The organism is Bradyrhizobium sp. MI1.11 (assembly GCF_055811255.1).
In genome coordinates this window covers 106,172-125,335 of record NZ_JBVVPM010000013.1, presented here as the reverse complement: position 1 = coordinate 125,335, position 19,164 = coordinate 106,172, and the positions used below count along the sequence as shown (strand labels likewise).

Annotated in this window: 12 protein-coding genes and 1 pseudogene; 5 read left to right on the top strand and 8 right to left on the bottom strand. The window is 63.7% G+C overall.

All coding sequences use genetic code 11. The features are described 5' to 3' along the window. The first annotated feature begins 284 nt into the window (after positions 1 to 284). Positions 285 to 1,145: a D-amino-acid transaminase gene (locus tag AC0L30_RS15960; RefSeq protein ID WP_354201656.1), complete on the top strand. Its 861-nt coding sequence runs from the start codon at positions 285 to 287 to the stop codon at positions 1,143 to 1,145. Between the two features lie 157 nt (positions 1,146 to 1,302). On the opposite strand, the gene AC0L30_RS15955 is transcribed toward AC0L30_RS15960, so the two are convergent. The 3 genes from AC0L30_RS15955 to AC0L30_RS15945 form a co-directional block, all read right to left on the bottom strand. Further along, a complete protein-coding gene (locus AC0L30_RS15955) occupies positions 1,303 to 1,764 on the bottom strand; it encodes a carboxymuconolactone decarboxylase family protein (protein ID WP_354168701.1) in 462 nt (153 codons plus the stop codon). A gap of 29 nt (positions 1,765 to 1,793) precedes the next feature. Beyond that, positions 1,794 to 3,413, bottom strand: coding sequence for an MDR family MFS transporter (locus AC0L30_RS15950; protein WP_473404680.1), 1,620 nt, complete (start codon positions 3,411 to 3,413; stop codon positions 1,794 to 1,796). Between the two features lie 117 nt (positions 3,414 to 3,530). Further along, a complete protein-coding gene (locus AC0L30_RS15945) occupies positions 3,531 to 4,712 on the bottom strand; it encodes an HlyD family secretion protein (protein WP_007597019.1) in 1,182 nt (393 codons plus the stop codon). Between the two features lie 274 nt (positions 4,713 to 4,986). Between AC0L30_RS15945 and AC0L30_RS15940 the strand changes: the two genes are divergently transcribed. After that, on the top strand, positions 4,987 to 5,898 hold the full coding sequence (locus AC0L30_RS15940; protein WP_473404679.1) for a LysR family transcriptional regulator: 912 nt from the start codon (positions 4,987 to 4,989) through the stop codon (positions 5,896 to 5,898). Here the strand turns inward: AC0L30_RS15940 and iaaH are convergent. Both iaaH and AC0L30_RS15930 read right to left on the bottom strand, forming a co-directional pair. Further along, a pseudogene (gene iaaH, locus AC0L30_RS15935) lies at positions 5,893 to 7,316 on the bottom strand (indoleacetamide hydrolase). The gene AC0L30_RS15940 and the pseudogene iaaH sit on opposite strands and share 6 nt — an antisense overlap. A 74-nt stretch (positions 7,317 to 7,390) precedes the next feature. Then, the gene (locus tag AC0L30_RS15930; protein WP_473404678.1) at positions 7,391 to 10,840 is read right to left on the bottom strand and encodes an indolepyruvate ferredoxin oxidoreductase family protein; all 3,450 of its coding nucleotides are present in this window, start codon (positions 10,838 to 10,840) and stop codon (positions 7,391 to 7,393) included. Positions 10,841 to 10,992: 152 nt separating this feature from the next. Between AC0L30_RS15930 and AC0L30_RS15925 the strand changes: the two genes are divergently transcribed. Further along, positions 10,993 to 11,448 carry an Lrp/AsnC family transcriptional regulator gene (locus tag AC0L30_RS15925; RefSeq protein ID WP_473404677.1) on the top strand — a complete coding sequence of 152 codons (456 nt, stop codon included), beginning with the start codon at positions 10,993 to 10,995 and terminating at the stop codon, positions 11,446 to 11,448. 154 nt (positions 11,449 to 11,602) lie between these two features. Here the strand turns inward: AC0L30_RS15925 and AC0L30_RS15920 are convergent, their stop codons facing one another. Together AC0L30_RS15920 and AC0L30_RS15915 are read right to left on the bottom strand one after the other, a co-directional pair. After that, complete coding sequence (locus tag AC0L30_RS15920) at positions 11,603 to 12,388, bottom strand: fumarylacetoacetate hydrolase family protein (RefSeq protein WP_473404676.1); 786 nt, start codon at positions 12,386 to 12,388, stop codon at positions 11,603 to 11,605. 15 nt (positions 12,389 to 12,403) lie between these two features. Continuing rightward, positions 12,404 to 13,771 carry an LLM class flavin-dependent oxidoreductase gene (locus tag AC0L30_RS15915; RefSeq protein WP_354201650.1) on the bottom strand — a complete coding sequence of 456 codons (1,368 nt, stop codon included), beginning with the start codon at positions 13,769 to 13,771 and terminating at the stop codon, positions 12,404 to 12,406. Here AC0L30_RS15915 and AC0L30_RS15910 point away from each other — a divergent pair. Continuing rightward, positions 13,770 to 14,273 (top strand): hypothetical protein, encoded by a 504-nt coding sequence (locus tag AC0L30_RS15910; RefSeq protein ID WP_219680717.1) that lies wholly within the window; start codon positions 13,770 to 13,772, stop codon positions 14,271 to 14,273. The two genes, AC0L30_RS15915 and AC0L30_RS15910, sit on opposite strands and share 2 nt — an antisense overlap. 206 nt (positions 14,274 to 14,479) lie before the next feature. Beyond that, the gene (locus AC0L30_RS15905) at positions 14,480 to 18,595 is read left to right on the top strand and encodes a GAF domain-containing protein (protein ID WP_473404675.1); all 4,116 of its coding nucleotides are present in this window, start codon (positions 14,480 to 14,482) and stop codon (positions 18,593 to 18,595) included. On the opposite strand, the gene AC0L30_RS15900 is transcribed toward AC0L30_RS15905, so the two are convergent. Continuing rightward, a complete protein-coding gene (locus AC0L30_RS15900; RefSeq protein ID WP_219680722.1) occupies positions 18,569 to 18,910 on the bottom strand; it encodes a hypothetical protein in 342 nt (113 codons plus the stop codon). The genes AC0L30_RS15905 and AC0L30_RS15900 overlap by 27 nt on opposite strands. Positions 18,911 to 19,164 lie beyond the last annotated feature (254 nt).

The window sequence follows — 19,164 nt, the reverse complement described above, 5'->3', positions numbered from 1 at the left end:
ACCCCCCCCCCCCCCCACCCCCCTCCCCGGGGGGGGGGGGGGGCGGTTTTTTTTTAAAACCCCCCCCCCCCAAAAAAACCCGGGGGGGGGCCCCCCCCGCCCGCCGCCCCGGGGCCCCCCCCCCCCCCCCGAGCCCGGAATCCATCGGGCGGCATTGTACGAGGCGAAATGGATTCCGGGCTCATTCGCTGCGCGAATGCCCCGGAATGACGAATAGAGGGGTGATCGCCGCCCCCATTTCACGTATAAGCGCGCCAAATCCCTTCCTCCCCAGGAGACCTGCCTTGGATCCGATCGCCTATGTCAACGGCTCATTCGTCCCGCTCTCGGACGCCAAAATTTCGGTCCTCGATCGCGGCTTCCTGTTCGCCGACGGCATCTATGAGGTCTCGGCCGTGCTCGACGGCAAGCTGATCGACAATGCCTCGCATCTGGCGCGGCTGGAGCGCTCGGTCGGCGAGATCCAGCTGAAGCTGCCCGAGACGGTCGAGCGTATCACCGAGCTCCAGAAAGAGCTGATCGCGCGCAACCAGGTCGAGAACGGTCTCGTCTATCTCCAGGTCACCCGCGGCGCCGACAAGGGCCGCGATTTCGCCTTCCCCAAGGGCGACGTCAAGTCGAGCCTGGTGATGTTCACGTCGGAGAAGGACATCATCAACGCCGCCTCGGCCAAGACCGGCATCAACGTGATCACCGTGCCCGACATCCGCTGGGAGCGGCGCGACATCAAGAGCGTCGCACTGCTCGCGCAAGTGCTGGCAAAGCAGGCCGCGGCCGAGGCCGGCGCGGGCGAAGCCTGGATGCTCGAAGACGGCTACGTCACCGAAGGCGGTTCGTCCTCGGCGTTCATCCTCACCCAGGACGACGTCATCGTGACCCGCAAGAACTCCAATGCGATCCTGCCGGGCTGCACCCGGAAGGCGGTGGTGGCGCTGGCGGAAGAGCGCCAGCTCCGCGTCGAAGAGCGTTCCTTCACGGTCGCCGAGGCGCTCGCCGCCAAGGAAGCCTTTGCCACCTCGGCGTCGCTGTTCGTCCAGCCGGTGGTTGCGATCGACGGCAAGAAGGTCGGCGACGGCAAGCCCGGCCCGATGGCCATGCGGCTGCGCGAGATCTACGTGGAGTTCGCCAAGGCGACGGCGGTTTAGCCACACGCCCGGTGTCATCGCCCGGCTTGACCGGGCGATCCTGTACTCCGTTACGGGAGTGCTGGTCTCGAGAAGCCGCGGCGTACTGGATGCCCCGGTCAAGCCGGGGCATGACAGTCGAATGTATTGAGGCAGTTTGGTCTCACGCGTCAGCACCTCACGCCACCGACGCCTTCACCTTCACCGGGTGCACCGCACGGAACGCGATTGCGATTCTGTTCCAGGTATTGATGGCGCCGATCAGCATGGTCAGGTTCACCGTCTCCGCATCGGAGAATTGCGCGCGGACCTGCTCGTAGACATCGTCCGGCGCGTGCGTCTCGGAGATCAGCGTCACTGATTCGGTCCAGGCCAGCGCGGCGCGCTCGCGGTCGGTGTAGAGCGGGGATTCACGCCAGGCATTGAGCAGATAGATGCGCTGCTCGGTCTCGCCGCGCTTGCGGGCGTCCTCGGTGTGCATGTTGATGCAGAAGGCGCAGCCGTTGATCTGCGACGCGCGGATCTTGACGAGCTCGATCAGCGATTTCTCCAGGCCGGTTGACTGGATCTGCTCTTCCAGTGCCATCAGCGCCTTCATCGTGTCGGGTGCGGCCTGGTAGAAATTCATGCGGGGTTTCATGGTCGTTCTCCTTGCTTGCTGGGTTGAGGTCAGTGGGCGCCGCCGGCCGAGGCATGGCCGGCCTTCTTCAGGAACAGGGTGGCGATCAGCGCGACGATCAGTGCCACGCCGAGCAGATAGAAAGTGTCGCTGAAGGCGAGGATATAGGCCTGCTTCTGCACGATGTGTCCGATCGCGACATAGGCGCGATGCGAGGCGTCCGCCCGGTCGAGAATGCCGTGATTGACGAAATATTGCGTGAGCTGTTCCAGTCGCGTCCGCGTCGCCTGCTCGAACAGCGAGACCGACTGCATCAGCACGTTGGAGTGATACTGCTCGCGCTTGGTCAACAGCGTCTGCAACAGCGCGATGCCGACGGCGCCGCCGAGATTGCGCATCATGTTGAACAGGCCGGACGCCGAGCCCGCATTCTCCGCCTCGATGCCGGCCGTGGCCACCGCGGACAGCGGCGCCATCACCAGCGCCTGGCCGATCGCGCGGACCACATTGGGCCAGAGCAATTGATCGGCGGCATAGTTGCCGGTCATATAGATATTCATGAAGTTGGAGGCCGCGAACAGGACGAAGCCGACGCCGATGATGAGCCGCGCATCGAGCTTCTGCATCAGCCGCGGCACCAGCGGGATCAGCAGAAGTTGCGGCAGGCCGGTCCAGGCCAGCACCATGCCGATCTGCTCGGCATTGTAGCCCTGGATGCGGGCCAGATATTGCGGCAGGATGAACACCGAGCCGTAGAGTGCGATCCCCAGCAGGAAGTTCGCGAGCATGCCGAAGCCGAAGTTGCGGCGTACCAGCAGACGCAGGTTGAGGAGCGGCTTCTTCACCGTGAGCTCGATGATCAGGAAGGCGGTCAGCGCCACGGCCGCGATGACGGATAGCTTGACGATGAAGGGCGAGCCGAACCAGTCGTCCTTGTTGCCTTCCTCGAGCACGGTCTGCAACGCCGACAATCCGATCGCCATGGTGATGATGCCGGCCCAGTCGCCGTCGCGCAGCAGCGACAGCTTCATGGGCTTTGCATCGAGGGCGTACCAGAGCATGCCGACCATGATCCCGCCCGGGACGACGTTGACGTAGAAGATGTACTGCCAGCCAAAATTCTCGGTGAGATAGCCGCCGATGGTGGGGCCAATCGCGGGCGCGAACGTCGCCGACAGCGCGAACAGCGCGAGGCCGACCGGCTGCTTTCCGCGCGGCAGCAATGTGATGATGAGCGTGAACGCCATCGGAATCAGCACGCCGCCGGTAAAACCTTGCACCGCCCGCAGCACGATCATCTGCGGCAGGTCCTGCGCCAACGCGCAGGCGGCCGATAGGACCAGGAAGAGGACCGCGTTGGTGAGGAGATAGATGCGGATCGAGAACACCTGCGCCAGCCAGCCCGAGAGCGGGATCACCACGATCTCCGCGATCAGATAAGAGGTCGAGATCCAGCCGCCATCGTCGATGCCGGCGCCGATCGCGCCCTGGATGTCGGCGAGCGACGCGTTGACGATCTGAATGTTCAGCACCGCCATGAAGGCGCCGAGCGTCGCGCCGATCACGGCAATCCAGGTCTTGGTCGACACGGCAGGCGTTATGGGGGCCGCGACTGAAGCGGGGATTTTGGCGGCGGAGGCGGCGTTGACGGTCGTTTGGAGCGTGCTCATGGAGGCCTCGTCTCGGTTACGGAGACAGGATGGATCAAGCAGTTGGTTTCGATAATCGGAGAAGCGCAGGAAGGATCATCCGGCAGGATTTGAAAATCCCACGGGACCCTCCCGGCTTCAGCCGCCGTTAGGACGGGCCGCGTTGTCGGCGAGATGCTTTGCCGTCTCGCGCTCGGCCATGACGGCCTGTTTGGTGTCGACGGTCGGCACCGCGGACATGCCGGGGCGCAGCAGGCCGGTCAGGCTGTGGTCGTCGAGCACGATCTTCACCGGCACCCGTTGCACGATCTTGGTGAAATTGCCCGTGGCGTTGTCGGGCGGCAGCAGCGCGAATTCAAGGCCGCTCGCCGGCGACAGGCTGTCGACATGGCCGCGCAGGGTCTGGTTGCGGAAGCTGTCGACGTGCAGCTCGACCGGCTGGCCGGAGCGGACATGGGTGAGTTGCGTCTCCTTGAAATTTGCCACGACATAGACCGCATCGAGCGGCACTACCGCCATCAATTGCGTGCCGGCCTGCACGAACTGTCCCACGCGCAATGAGCGGGCGCCGACCGTGCCGTCGACCGGCGCGGTAATCTCGGTGTAGGAGAGATTCAGCGTCGCCTGCTCCGCGACCGCGCGCGCATGTTCGAGTTGGGCCGTAGCCTGCGCGCGCTGGGTGGTGAGCACGTCGACCTTGCGTTGCGCGGCCACGAGGCCCGACCTGGCATGTTGCAGCTGTGCATTGCTGGCGCGCAACGCAGCGTCAGTCTGTTGTGCGCGCTGAATCGTGCCGGAGCCCGACTTCATCAAATCGTCGTAGCGGGCGCGCTCCTCCTGCGCAAATTTCAGATTCGCGTCCGCAGCAGCGACATCGGCCGTGCTCTGCTCGATGATCGGCTGCTGGAGTTCGAGCTGGGCGTCGAGGTTGCGCACCGATGCTTCCGCCGCAGCGACATCAGCGCGGGCCTGGTCGAGCGCCGCCTTGAAGTCGCGGTCGTCGATCTTCGCCAGCACCTGGCCCGCTTTGACCTTTTCGTTGTCGCTGACCAGCACCTTGGCGATGTAGCCCGAGACTTTTGGCGCGACGATCGTGGAGTCGGCCTTCACATAGGCGTCGTCGGTTGTCTCGAGATAACGGCCGTTGACCCAGTAGTCGTGTCCGTAATGGACAATCGCTGCTGTGCCCGCGAGGAACGCGAGCGCCAACGCCGCCCGCCGGACCATATTCCGGGTCGGACCACGCACCGGCACCGGCGGAGAAGCTTGCAGTATCTCAGTCGCTTGCTGGAAGTTTTCGGTGCGGGGCATCTCGGACATGGCAGTCTCCTGTCTGGTGGCTGAGACTATCGGTCTTCTTCGCTCGATCGATAATCGGCGAAATACCGGAAGGATTATCCGCTGAGAGTGGATAGTCCGGGGACCCGCCTTCGCGTATGGTTTACCGAGCCGGAGGTGCGACTGCCCCAGAGCGATTGCCGCCTCTGTCGAGCGATTGCGGCTAACCCATCCGCCATCCGCGCGCGAGACGATCTGATGGATAATCGGACAGAATTCCTTGCGATTATCGACCAAGAGCGGATAATCAGTCGGTATGGACCGATTGACAAGTCTCGAAGTCTTCAGCCGGGTGGCCGAGGCCGGCGGCTTCTCTGCAGCAGCCCGCAAGCTCAACATGTCGACCACCATGGTGAGCAATCACGTCCAGGCGCTGGAAGACCGCCTCGGGGTGAGGCTGCTTCAGCGCACTACGCGCAAGGTCAGCCTCACCGACATCGGCAAGGCTTATTACGACCGCTGCATCCAGATACTCGCCGAAATCAAACAGGCCGACGATATCGCGAGCGAATTGCAGTCGGTGCCCCGCGGCACGCTACGGATCCACGTCGCCACGCATATGGTGCCGTTCGTTGCGCCCGTGGTGGCGAAGCTCCTGTCGGCCTATCCGGAGCTCAAGATCGATCTGCGCATGGGCGAGGCCGACATCGATCTCATCGAAGAAGGTTATGACGTTGCTCTGCGCATGACCGCGCCGCCGGATTCGAGCCTGATCGTCCGCAGCCTGGCCACCTGGCGCCACGTCCTGTGCTGCTCGCACGACTATCTCGACAAGCACGGTCGCGTGCAGAAGCTCGACGAGCTCGCCGCGCACAATTGCGGGCGCCATTTGAATTATCCGTTCGGCGACGATTGGCGCTTCTTCGATCGCAAGGGCGCGCCGGCATCGGTGCGCATCTCCGGCAGCTTCATCACCAACAGCGGTGAGGCCTTGCAAAAGGTGGCGCTGGAAGGCGCTGCCGTCTGCCTGATGGCCGGATTTCTGATCCGCGACGATCTCGAGGCCGGTCGGCTCGTGCGCCTCTTGCCCGAATATCGTCCAGTCGAGATGTCGATGAATGCCGTCTATCCACACCGCCATCATCTGTCGGCAAAGGTCAGGACCTTCATCGACATGCTCGTGCATCATAGCGCCGAGCAGCAGAAGCTGATCAATCCCTATTCATGATCGGGACGGCGCCGGCAGCCGTCCGAACACTTTTTCAAGTGCCATCCCGACCGCAAGTAGACGGCGATCGCTTCCGGACGGGCCATCCAGCTCGAGCCCGATCGGGAGCTTGCTGACCGGGCCGAGCGCAATCGGGATCTGGATTCCGGGAATTCCGGCATTGCTGCCGGGATCGGTGTTCTGGATGAACAGGCCGAAATTTTCGAGGCTGCTGGAATCGGGATTGGAGGCAATGGCGACGCGCGGCGTGGTCGGGAAGGCGATGGCATCGAGCCGGTTGTCGGCGAAAGTCCTGCTGTAGAGCGCCTGAAGCGCGGGGCGCGCTGTGTTGATCGCGGCGTCGTAGATCGGCTTGGCGTCAACCAGCGTGCCATCGGGGGCGGGCAGTTTGCGCGGGATCACCAGCCCATCATAGGTACCCTTGACGTCTGCGCTGGATATCTCCGCTGCCAGCGCCGCGATGCTGAGGCCGGTACCGGTGTGTCTGAGATACGCGACCATGTCGTCATAGGCCTCATACAGCACGACGGGAAAGCTCACCTGGCCGTTGAGTTTGGCGAGCAGCGGCATCTCGATTTCGATGACGGTGACGCCCTGCGCCTTCATTTTCGTGACGGCCGCCTCGAATGCGGCGTCGGTGTCGGCGTCGAGATTGCTCAGCATCGCCTTTACGATGCCGATCCGCACCAGCTTCAGATCGGCCGGCGCGATGGCATCGCCGCCTGCAATGACGCGGTCGAGCAGCGCGACATCCGCCATGGTCGCGGCCATGGGACCCGCGGTGTCGCGGGTGTGCGAGAGCGGCGCAATTCCAGCTTGCGGATAGCGTCCGATGGTCGGGCGCAGCGAGGCGCATCCATTCAGCGCAGCCGGCACCCGGACCGATCCGCCGGTGTCGGTGCCGAGCCCGCCTGCCACGATGCGCGCGCCGATCGCGGTACCGGTCCCGGAGGAAGAGCCGCCGGCGATCAGGGCCCGGTCATAGGCGTTGCGCACGCCGAACTCGGCAGCGGTCTTGAATGCGGTGTTGTAGCCGGAGATGCCGAAGGCGAGCTCGTGCATGCTGGTCTTGCCGATGATGACCGCGCCTGCGGCCCGCAGTTTTGCCGCAACTGGCGCGTCGGCCGTGGGAACGTAATCCTTCAGGGCCGGCGTGCCCGCGCTACAGGGCAGCCCGGCAACCTCGATGTTGTCCTTGATCACGATGGGCACGCCGCCAAGCGGTTTTGTCCGGTCGCCCGTCGCGTCGAATGCGGCAGCAACCTTCAGGGCGCCGGCCTGGTCCAGGGTGACGAAGGCATTGAGGTCGGCATTGGCTTTGGCGCGGGCAAGCGCTTCCGTCGTGAGTGCTGTGCTCGTCACCTTGCCGGCGCGGAGGTCGGCGGCGGCCTGGGTAGGGTCAACTGATCGAAATCCATGATGCGTCACCCGCTTGCCCGGCTCCATCATGGAGCCCTCGAATTCGGGAGGCTGAAGCCTCGCCGGCATCACGTCAACCGTGGGCGCGCAACTTTGCCTGCGACGCTGCGATCACATCGGCGAGAAGCCGTTCGACCGCCGGCTTCACCTTCGCGATCGCGATGTCCTTCACCGGCCCGTAACCGCGGATCTCCATCGGCGCCTTGGCGATCACGACGAGATCGGGCAGGCGCGCCGCATCGAGTTCGCCGAGCATCCGTTCGATCACGCCCTCATACCAGGCGATCAGGTTTCGCTCGGTGCGGCGTTCGACGGTGTAGCCGAACGGATCGAATACTGTCCCGCGCAACCCTTTCAGTCGCGCGAGCGCGGCGAGCGGCAGCTGGATCCACTGGCCGAAGGCGCGCTTGCGCGGCCGGCCGCGGGCGTTGCGCTCGGATGGCAGGAAGGGCGGAGCGAGATGGTATTTGACGCTGAAGCCGTCCTCGAACTCGCGCTTCAGCTCGTCGAGGAAGCCGCTCTGCATGTGCAGGCGCGCCACCTCGTACTCATCCTTGTAGGCCATCAGCTTGAACAGGGCGCGCGCAACCGCCTCGGTCAACTTCTCGCTATTCAGGTTGGCTTCCGCATTGCGAACGTTTGCAACGCGTGCTCGATAGCGCGCTGCATAGGCATCGTTCTGATAAGCCGCGAGGAAGTCGGCGCGGCGGTCGATCAGCTGGTCGAGCGTCTCGGCCTTGGGCGCTTCGTCCACCTTCGGCAAGAAGTCAGGGTCGGCCGCTGCAATCCGGCCCCAGGCGAAAGCCTGCTTGTTGCTTTCGACCGCGACGCCGTTGAGCTCGATCGCGCGCAACAGCGCCGACAGCGAGACCGGCAACAGCCCGCGCTGCCAGGCAAAGCCCAGCATGACGATGTTGGCATAGGCGGCATCGCCGAGCAGACGCTCCGCCAGTGCGTTGGCGTTGATGGTGTCGAGATTGCCGTCGCCGATCACCTGGCCGATCGCGCGCAGGCGGGCGGGTGAGGCGAGATCCGCGTCGCGGAAGCGGACGACCTCGCCGGTCGGCATCTCCGCGGTGTTGACCGCGGCTCGCGTGCCTTTCCGATAGGTGCCGGACGCCTTCGGCGAGGAGCTGACGACGAGGTCGCAACCGATGAGCGCATCGGCCGCGCCCTGGTCGATACGGACCTGATGCAATGCGTCGGGGGACGCGGCCAACCGGATGTAGCTCAGCACCGGCCCGAATTTCTGCGCAAAGCCGGTAAAATCCAGCACCGAGACGCCGTTTCGTTCGAGATGCGCCGCCATGCCGATCAGCGCGCCGACCGTGATCACGCCGGTGCCGCCGACGCCGGTGACGAGCAGATCATAGGGACGGTCGAGCGTTGCGAGAGTGGGCAGGGGAAGTGTGGCCGCGTGGCCGACCGCGTCGGTCCGGCTTGCGCCCTTCTTCCGGCGCGTCGCGTCCTCAACGGTGACGAAGCTAGGGCAAAACCCGTTGAGGCAGGAAAAGTCCTTGTTGCAGGACGAGAGATTGATCCGCCGCTTCCGGCCGAAGGGTGTCTCCTTGGGCTCGACGCTGAGGCAGTTGGATTCGACCGAGCAGTCGCCGCAGCCTTCGCAGACGAGATCGCTGATATAGGCGAAGCGTTTGGGATCGATCATCTGCCCACGCTTGCGACGACGCCGCTTCTCTGTCGCGCAGGTCTGCTGATAGATCAGAACCGAGACGCCGGGAATCTCGCGCAGCTCGCGCTGTACATCGTCCATCTCTTCGCGCGGATGGATGGACACGCCGACCGGCAGGTCGCCTGGCGAAAATTGCGCTGGATCGTCCGACACCAACGCGATGCGCGCAACGCCCTCGGCGCGGACGCTGTGCGCGATGGCGTGGACGCTGATCGGGCCGTCGACGGGTTGGCCGCCGGTCATGGCGACGGCATCGTTGAACAGGATCTTGTAGGTGATGTTGGCTTTGGCCGCGATCGCCTGCCGGATCGCCATCGAGCCCGAATGATAATAGGTGCCTTCGCCGAGATTCTGGAACACGTGCTTGTTGCCGGTGAAGCGTGACGAGGCGGCCCAGTTCACGCCTTCGCCGCCCATCTGGATCAGGGACGATGTCTCGCGGTCCATCCAGCTCGCCATGAAATGACAGCCGATGCCGGCCAGCGCCTTCGACCCCTCCGGCACTTTTGTCGATGTGTTGTGCGGGCATCCGGAGCAGAAATACGGCGTTCGCGTCGCACCGCTGACGTTGATCGTGCGCGCAGCCTCAGGCATCAAGCCGGCTGCGCGCGCGGCGAGATTAAGGCTTGGGAACATCGGATCGAGACGGCGTGCAAGCACCCCAGCGAGCGCGCGCGGCGACAATTCGCCGATCCAGGAGATCAGCCGCGCGCCGGTTTCGTCGTGCTTACCGACCATGCGCTCGGGTTTTTCGCCCGGATAATCGTAAAAATATTCCTTGAACTGGCTTTCGATGATACCGCGCTTCTCCTCGACCACGAGGATCTCGCGCTTGCCCTTCACGAAGGCCATCGCGTCATGCAGCGCCAGCGGCCAGACCATGCCAACCTTGTAGATGTCGATGCCGATGCTGCGGCAGGCCGCTTCGTCGAGATCCATCAACCGCAACGCTTCCATCAGATCGAGATGGGCCTTGCCTGTGGTGACGATGCCGTAGGTAGCGCCCGGGATATCGTAGATGTGACGATCGATCGGATTGGCCTTTGCGAAGGCGTAGACCGCGTGCTTCTTCGCCTCCAGCCGCTCCTCGATCTGCGGCCCCGGCAGATCGGGCCAGCGATAGTGCAAGCCGCCGGGTGGCGGCGTGACGTCCGGAGTGTGGAAGGCGCGCCGCGGGCGCAGCGCGACGGAGGCGCCGGATTCCACGATCTCCGAGATCGCCTTGAAGCCGACCCACATGCCGGTGAAGCGGCTCAGCGCATAGCCATATTCACCGAATTCGAGATACTCGCTGACGCTTGCGGGGTGGAGCGTCGGCATGAACCAGCTCATGAAAGCGACGTCGGACTGGTGCGGCATCGAGGACGAGACGCAGCCATGGTCGTCGCCAGCGACCACCAGAACGCCGCCATGCGGTGAGGAGCCGTAGGCATTGCCGTGTTTCAGCGCATCGCCGGAGCGATCGACGCCGGGACCCTTGCCGTACCAGAGCCCGAACACACCATCGACCTCGCGGTCAGCTTGCGTCTCGACCTGCTGCGACCCGAGCACCGCCGTGGCGGCAAGGTCTTCGTTCACCGCGGGGAGGAATTCGATGCGGTCCCGCTTCAGCCGCTCCTGGATGCGCCACAGTTCGAGATCGATGCCGCCGAGCGGCGAGCCGCGATAGCCCGAGATGAAGCCCGCCGTGTTCAGCCCGGCGGCACGGTCGCGCCGCACCTGGTCGAGCGCGATGCGGACGATGGCCTGCGTGCCGGTGAGGAAGACGCGGCCTTCTTCGCGATCGTAGCGGTCGGAAAGCTGGTAGGCGTCGAGTGAGGAAATGGCGTCCATGCGGACCTCCCGCGGCATCCTTGCCGGATGGGAGAAGGGTAGGCCTCGGCAACTGGTAGGTCCTACCTATTTTCCCGAATAGGATATCCATTGTGGTAGAATTGTCCGTTATAATCTACAAATCGGTAGGGTAATCCATTTTGGTGCTTTCCATGATCGAAGACCAAGACGCGCGGATTCTCGCCTATCTCCAGAAGGACGGCCGCGCCACCAACCAGCAGCTCGCCGACGCGGTCGGCATGTCCACCTCGGCCTGCTGGCGCCGGGTGCGCGCGCTGGAGGAGAGCGGTGCCATCCAGGGCTATGCGGCCCTGGTCGCGCGCGAGCAGGCCGGCTTCGCGATGTCCGCGATCCTCCACGTCTCGCTGGAACGGCACGACGCAAAATTCGTCGACCAGTTCGTCGCGCGGGTGACCACGCGGCGTGAGGTGCTGGAGTGCTTTGCGACCACGGGCGATGCCGATTACCATTTGCGCGTCGTCGTGCAGGACATGACGGCCTACAACAAATTTCTCGACGAGTTCATGTTCCGCATTCCCGGCATTCGCTATGTCAGAAGCAATGTGGTGCTGAAGGAGATCAAGACCAGCGTGACCCTACCGTTTTGAGAGGCAGCGCTTCGTCGTCCCGGCGAAGGCCGGGACCCATAACCACGAATGCCAATTGCCTTGCGAAGCCGTAACGACGAGTCCTAATCAAAACATCTGCTGCGGCGCATGGGTCCCGGCTTTCGCCGGGACGACACTGTTGGTGCAACGTGGGCTACCGCTCCTCCCGCACGAATCTATTCCGCAACGTGCCGATGCCGGTGATGTCGATCTCCACGACATCGCCGTGCTTGATGTCGGGCGACGCACCGTCGGTGCCCATCCAGATCATGTCGCCGGGCCATAACGTAAAGTATTTGGATAGCTCGACAAGGAACGGCACCACGCCGAAGATCATGTCGTTGGTGCGGAAGCGGTTGGTTTCCTCGCCGTTGACGCGAACGATGGTCTCCATACGGGCGAGGTCGACTTCGGTCTCGATCCACGGGCCCATCGGCTTGAACGTGTCGGCGTTCTTCGACCGCCACAGGCTGCGGTCGGCTTTCTGCCAGCTTCGTTCGCTGACGTCGTTGCCGATGGTGTAGCCGAACACGCAATCCATCGCATTCTGCTTCGTGAGATGCTTGACCTTCTTGCCGATGATGACGACGAGTTCGCCTTCGTAGTGGATCTTGTCCGTCGCAAAGGACGGGATCACGACGTCCTCGTCATGTGCGATCAGCGCATTCTGAGCGCGATAGCCGATCTCTGGTCTGTCCGGCACTGCCGGCACTTCGCCCCGCTTGTCGGCGGCCTCCTTCAGGTGCTTCGGATAGTTCAGGCCGACGCAGTAGAAGGTGCGCGGAATCAGCGGAAGCTCGATTCTGACCTGCGACAGCGGATGCGTGCGCGAGGTCCGCTGCCATTCGCCGAAGGGATCGCCGTCGACCGCAATCACTTGGTCACCCTCGACGAATCCCCAGGACGTCTTGTCCGCGGCCGTGAATGTCAGCCAGCGCATGCCGTGTCTCCGTTGTTATTCCGCGGCATCGCGCGGCTGCACTTTCCAGTCGCCGGCCGCCGGCCGCTTCAGCCCGAGATTTTCCCGCAGTGTCTTGCCGCGATATTCCTTCTGGAACAATCCGCGCCGCTGCAATTCCGGGACGATATATTGCACGAAATCGGCATAGGAGCCGGGCACATAGGTCGCGGCGATGACAAAACCGTCGCAGCCGCGCTCGACGAACATTTCTTCGAGCTTGTCCGCAATCTCCTTGGGGCCGCCAACCATCGCATCCTGGACCTGACCGCGGCCGGAGAAGGTGACGAAGTCGCGCGCGCTCGGATTGCTTTTACCGGAGTTCTTGAGCACGCCGTCCCGGATGCCCAGAATGCCCTGCATGCTCTTCAACTCCTCAGTCGTCAGCGGCTCGTCGAGATCCTTGGAGGCGAAGTCGTAGTTGAGTGCTTCGGCCAGCAGCGACATCGCATCGATCTGCAGCGGCAGCTTGTTGATCAGCGCCATCTTATCTTCGGCCTCGGCTTTGGTCGCGGCGCAAACCGGCGTCGTCAGGTTGCAGAGGAACATCGCCTCCGGATCGCGGCCGACTTTCGCGGCCTCGTTACGCACCGCCGCATAGCCGTCCTTGGCGGCGGAGAGGTTACGTGCAGCGGTAAAGATTACTTCGCCCCATCGTCCTGCAAAGCGCTGCCCGCGTCCGGACGCGCCGGCCTGGATGACCACGGGATGGCCCTGATCCGAGCGCGGCACGGTGAAGGGACCGCGCGACTTGTAGAATGGGCCCTTGTGATCGAGCCGCTTCACCTTGGCTGGATCGGCGAAGCGGCCGCTCGTCTTGTCCATGATGAGCGCGCCGTCCTCCCAAGTGTCCCAATGGCCGAGCACGACCTCCATGAATTCGTCGGCCTTGTCGTAGCGGGAATCATGTTCGGGATGAGAGTCGCGCCCCATGTTGTGTGCCTCGCCGTCGTTGAGCGAGGTGACGACGTTCCACCCGGCGCGTCCGCCGGACATCAGGTCGAGCGTTGCGAAGCGGCGGGCGATGTCGAAAGGTTCGAAATAAGTCGTCGAGCCGGTCGCCCCCAACCCGAGCTTCTCCGTAACCATGCCCATCGTGGTCAGCACGATCAGCGGATCCATCTTCACGCAGCGGATGCCGTATTCGACGGTGTGGGCGTGATCGTTGCCGTAGCGGTCCGGCATCGCCAACCGGTCGTCGAAGAACGCCATGTGGAACTTGCCGGCTTCGAGGATTTTGGCGATCTCCTGATAATAGTCCGCCGACATCGAATCGTCGCGCGAGTCCGGATGCCGCCACGAGCTAGGCAAATTCGTGCAGTTCTGGGCCTGAAGGAAGCCGACCAGTACCATCTGCCGCGTCATGCTGCTGTTCTCCGAATTGCGTCAGGCCGAAATCCGTCAGGCCAGGTCGAGGATCGTATCGAGCCTGTACTCGCGCGCCAGCGCGCGACGCAGAGGTCGCCATGTCCAGGTAGAACGGCGCATCGAGGTCGGACGGCACCGCAATCGAGATCGGATGGTGCCGAGCCGTGCCTCCTTGCCGCCGAAGGGCGCCACGTGCTTCCGCGAGCGGCCGGAATCCGCCGTCGCGATCCCGATCATGCCTTCGCGCATCGCCATCAGCGGGAACAGCGATCACGCCGTGGGAATCGTGGCCGGCGAGATTGGCGTTGACGCAGCCGCATGCGATCGCGTCGGCCTCTTCCGCGGAAGCTCCGGCGGCACGAAGCAGCGCGGCGCTGATGCGCGTGAGGCGGTCGGCCTGGACGATCGGCATGGCGTTTCCTCAGGTCTCGCCCTTGGCGGGCTGTGCCTGTTGGAAGCCATCGTCTCAAAGCACCGGTGCGATATCAATCTCCCGTAAACCAATACAGGGCTGCAAATTCGTAAAGGGAGCGCGTCTGTGGCTGAAACCGCCATCCAGTATAGCGATTTTGACAGGTTCGCGACAGCTGTTTGCAGCTCGTTCACTTTGATCGACGGTTTGCGGGAACCAATAACCACCACTTAGGCCATCGCCCTCATAAGCTACCCGGGAGAAAATGGCAGAAATGCCGGGGAGTTGAGATCGTGCAGACGACCCTCGCGCGCACACTTGCAGCGTTGAGCGACATCAACGAAGCCATCCTTTACGCGAAGTCGCCGGACGAGCTGTACCAGAAGGTCTGCGACGCCGGGTTTTCGAGTGGGGACTTCATGGCCGTCGCCGTGTTCCTGGCGGAGCCGGATGGCCAGCGGCTCCGATTTGCCGCCGGCTGCGGCGACGACGTTGCGCGGCTGCGTGCGATCACGATCACCACGGAGGCCGGCACGCCGGAGGGGTCGGGCGTCGGCGGCGAAGCCTTTCGCAGCCAGGGGATTTGCATCAGTAACGATTATCTGAACGATCCGCGCTCGCTCGCGTGGCGCGAAGGCGCTGCCGGAGCGGGTGTCGGGGCAGCCGCGGCGCTTCCCCTGATCTGTGGCGGTCGCAGCATCGGCGTGTTGTATGTGACGCGCTCGGGGGCAGGCACGCTCGACGAGGCGATGGTCTCGCTCTTCGAGCGGATGTCGAGCAATATCTCACATGCGCTGGAGAATTTCGCGCGCGAGACAGCGCGCCTGGATGGCGAGCGGGCAGTGCGGCGGCTCAACCGCATGTTCGGCGCGCTCACTGCGACCAACGAAGCAATCCTTCACGCCAGCACTGAGCAGGATCTATACCAGCGGGTCTGCGACGCCGCTGTGCATAGCGGCAAATCGCTTGCCACTTTCGTTCTGCTGCGCGAGCCGGATTCCGAATGGCTGACGCCGGTGGCAGCGACCGGACAAAATCTGGATCTGATCAGACGCACGCGCTACTCGATCGATGCGGAGAGTCCCTATGGCAAGGGCATCTCCGGCCAGGTGTTCCGGACTCAGAAAGCGATCGTCGAGGACGACCTCCTCAATCGTACCAAGGGGACGACCTGGGAGCAAACCAACGTCGATGCCGGCGCCGTCGCCTGCGTGGCTGCTCCCTTGATCAAGCGTGGCACCAGCATCGGCGTGCTGTTTTTCTTTGTGAGCAAAGCCTGGGCGAAAGACGAAGGCATCGTCGCACTGTTGCTGCGGATGACCGAAACCGTATGCTTTGCGCTCGAGAACTTTGACCGCGACAAGGAGAAGGCCCAGATCGCGCTGGAGGAGGAACGGCTGGCGCGCATGTACGCGGCGCTAAGCGCGACCAACGAGGCCATTCTGCGGGCAAGATCCCGCAGCGAACTGTTTGACCTGGTTTGCGAAGCCACGGCGCAGGGCGCGAAGTTCGCCTCGACCTCGATCGCGTTGCTCGACCGCGACGCGGGACTGCTTCGCGTTGTCGCATCCTTTGGACCGAACGCCGCTGAGGTACGAACCTTCAGATTGCCGGTCAGCGACAAGGTGCCGGAGGGACGTGGGTTGACCGGCACTGCGTTCCGGACCCGGAAGGCTTGCATTAGCAACGACATCCTGGCAGACGCCCGCCTCGAGCCCTGGCACGCCAGCGCGCGTCGCAACGGCATTGCGTCGTCAACCGCGCTGCCGCTGTTCAATGGCGACAAGGTCGAAGGCGTATTCCTGTTTAACTCGCGCGAGCGCGGCACTTTCACGGACGAGTTCGTCGAGCTCCTGCGTAAGCTCCAGGCCAACGTCGCCTTTGCGCTCGAGAATTTCGATCGAGCCGACGAAAAAGCGCGGGCCGACAAGCAGCGCGATCGCCTGAGTGGCATGTTCGAGGCGCTGAGCGCGACCAACGAAGCCATCATGCGCGCCAAGACGCGCGAGGAGCTGTTCGAGGTCGCGTGCCAGGCCGCCGTGCTCGGCGGGGTGTTCGCCTCCGCGACAATCGCCACTTTGGACGACAAACGTGAACTTGTCCGGGTCGTCGCCGTGAAGGGACGCCTGCAGGAACGAATGGTGGGACGCACCTGCCTTGTTTCCGCCGACCATCCTGAAGGCCAGGGAATCATAGGGATGTCGCTGCGGACCCGCCGGGCCAGTGTCATCAACGATTATCTGAATGATCCGCGATCGGTGTACTGGCATTCCAAGGCGATCGAGGATGGAACCCGGGCTGCTGCCAGCTTCCCGCTGCTGCGGGGCGGCCAGGAGCCGATTGGCATCCTGCTTTTCCTCGCACCGGAAGAGAATACGTTCACACCCGATTTGGTCGAGCTGCTCGGACGTCTGGCTGAAAACGTCTCTTTCGCCCTCGACAATTTCGATCGTGCCGAGGAGAAGGCCCGCACCGAAGCGCAGAAGGAACGCCTGACGCGGATGTTTGCGTCGCTGAGCGCCACCAACGAGGCGATCATGCGGGCGAAGTCGCGCGCCGAACTGTTCGACCTCGTCTGCCTTGCTGCTTCGAATGGCGCAAAATTCACCTCCACCACCATCGCGCTCGCGAGCGCCGAGAGCGACCAGCTGGAAATCGTCGCCAGCGCCGGACCCGCGGCCGGCACCACGCGCACCGTCCGCCTCTCCATCGACCCCGATTGCCCGGAAGGTCGTGGGATGAGCGGCACGGCATTCCGCACGCGCCAGCCTTGCATCAGCAACGATTATCTCAACGACGATCGCGTCCGCGCCTTCCACGCCATCGTCCGCGGCGACGGCGCGCGCTCGGGAGCGGCATTCCCGCTGGTCGCCCACGACCAGGCAGTTGGCGTCATGATCTACTTGTCGGCGGAGCCTGCCGCCTTTACCGACGAGTTCGTCGAGCTGCTGCAGCGTCTCGCCGAAAACGTCTCCTTCGCGATGGAGAATTTCGATCGCGCCGACGAGAAGAACAAGGCCGACGAACGGATCGAGTATCTCGCCTCCTATGACAGCCTGACCAACCTGCCCAACCGCGAGACATTCAGTGCCGTGTTGCGCGCGGCAATCGATGCGGCGGAGCGCCATGACCATCGTTTCGCGGTGCTGTTCATCGATCTCGACCGGTTCAAGGTCATCAACGATTCGCTCGGCCACGAGGCGGGCGATTTGCTCCTGCTCGAAGTCGCCGACCGGTTGCGCAGCGCGCTGCGAGCGAGCGACGTGGTGGCGCGCCTCGGAGGCGACGAGTTCGTGGTTATCCTCGACCAGTGCGGCGAGATCGACGACGTCCAGCGCATCGCGACGGAACTGCTCCGCGTGCTCGCGAAGCCAATGGAGCTGGCCGGCCACGAGTGCCACACCACCGCCTCCATCGGCATTGCGATGTATCCGGCCAACGGTGCCGACGCGCTGACGCTGACCAAGAATGCCGACATGGCGATGTATCTCGCCAAGGAAGACGGCAAGAACGGCTATCGCTTCTTCTCCAAGGAAGTGAACACGCAGTCGATCGAGCGGCTGTCGCTGGAGAGCGCGCTGCGCCGGGCGCTGGAGCGGGATCAGTTCACTTTGAACTACCAGCCCAAGGTGGACATGGTGACCGGCCAGATCACCGGCGTGGAAGCGCTATTGCGCTGGACGCATCCCGATCTCGGCAATATCTCGCCGGCGCAGTTCATTCCGCTGGCGGAGGAGACCGGATTGATCGTGCCGATCGGCCGCTGGGTGATGAAGGAGGCCTGCGCGCAGGCCATGGCCTGGCAGCGGCGCGGCCTCTTGCCGGTATCCATGGCGGTGAACCTGTCGCCGCGCCAGTTCGTCGACGAGCATCTCTTGCAGGACGTCGACGAAGCGCTCGCCGCAAGCGGCATGTCGCCGGTGCTGCTCCAGCTCGAAGTCACCGAGAGTATGATGATGCGCAATGTCGGACGTGCGATCAAGGTGCTCGACGCCATCCAGAGCCGCGGCATTCGCTTGGCGATCGACGATTTCGGCACCGGATATTCGTCGATGTCGCTGATGAAGCATTTTCCGATCGACACCATCAAGATCGACCGCTCCTTCGTGCGCGACCTGCCGCAGGATGCGGAGGATCAGGCGATCGCGCAGGCGATCATCAGCATGGGCAAGGCGCTCGGTATGACCGTGGTGGCGGAAGGCGTCGAGAACGCTGAACAGGAGGCGTTCCTGCGCGCTCATGGCTGCGACGAGATGCAGGGCTTCCTGATCTCCAAGCCGGTGCCGGCGCGGCAGATGGCCGAGCTGCTGCGGCCGACGGAGCCGTCTGTCGCGCCGCCGCTCCAGCCGGAGCCGGACCATGCCGCCACCGCGGCCGCGGCGCTACGGTTGAAAAGCGCTGTCGTCTGATGGCTGCGGGTGGAGCTCGCGGACGTCCTCTTCCCTGATCTCCGCCTTGCGTGGAAAATCATCCGGCCACGGAAGCGAGGTTTGTTCGGCGAAGAGCGCGATAAGGATATGCGCTCCTTCGGCAAAGCTCGATCCGTCGTTAAGGCCGAGCTCACGACACCAGGCCTGTCGCATCGGCTCGTGCGTGTCGAATACCGCCATCGCCGGACCCCACCACCAGGCCGGCGCCGGCGATCGTTCGTCCTCCGGCACGGCATGCCAGAGGATGAGCTCGTCCATCATGCGCTCGAATTGCAGGCTTGCGGCCTGATGCATTCGTTCCGTGCTCCCTTGGGTCGCGCCTGAAAGCAGGCCGATGCGCGGACTCGATCGTGGCCTTCGCTGTGAAAAGCTGGCTCGCGCTATTGGCTGAGCCGATTGTGCCGCTTGTGTCGGCGGCCATACAAAAACATGCGGCGGCCGCGAAAGTTGCCGGCGCCGACTGTGACAGTCTCTTTAGCCGCTTATGAGCCCGACCCGCAAGGCGCAATACCGGCGCCGCCGGCGTTGAAACAGCGCAGGCGGGGCTG